This window comes from Pseudoalteromonas sp. SIMBA_162, from assembly GCF_046535955.1.
GTDB classification, from domain to species: Bacteria; Pseudomonadota; Gammaproteobacteria; order Enterobacterales; family Alteromonadaceae; genus Pseudoalteromonas; species Pseudoalteromonas marina.
In genome coordinates, this window is the sequence record NZ_JAWJBQ010000301.1 from 1 (window position 1) to 277 (window position 277).

The 277-nt window shown below is 61.7% G+C and carries 1 pseudogene; it reads right to left on the reverse strand.

From position 1 onward, the window contains the following. Positions 1-52: 52 nt before the first annotated feature. Positions 53-277: pseudogene (locus R0J88_RS19780) on the reverse strand (D-galactonate dehydratase); the annotation flags it as partial.

Consider the following 277-nt stretch of genomic DNA (forward strand, 5'->3'; position numbering starts at 1 on the left):
GTCCTGGCATGGCGTCTGTGTTGTCAGTGTGTGCGTTGCGGCATGCTCGGCATTACCACTCGGCGACGGAGCCGTCTTCGTGGGTCCACAGCGGGTTGCGCCAGCGATGGCCGACCTTGGCACGCTCCTCGACGAAGGCTTCGTCGATCTCGACGCCCAGCCCCGGGCCCTGCGGAATGGCGCAGAAGCCGTCCTTGATCGCCAACGCATCCTTGTCGACCAGATAATCCAGTACGTCGTTGTCCTTGTTGTAGTGGATTCCCATGCTCTGTTCCTG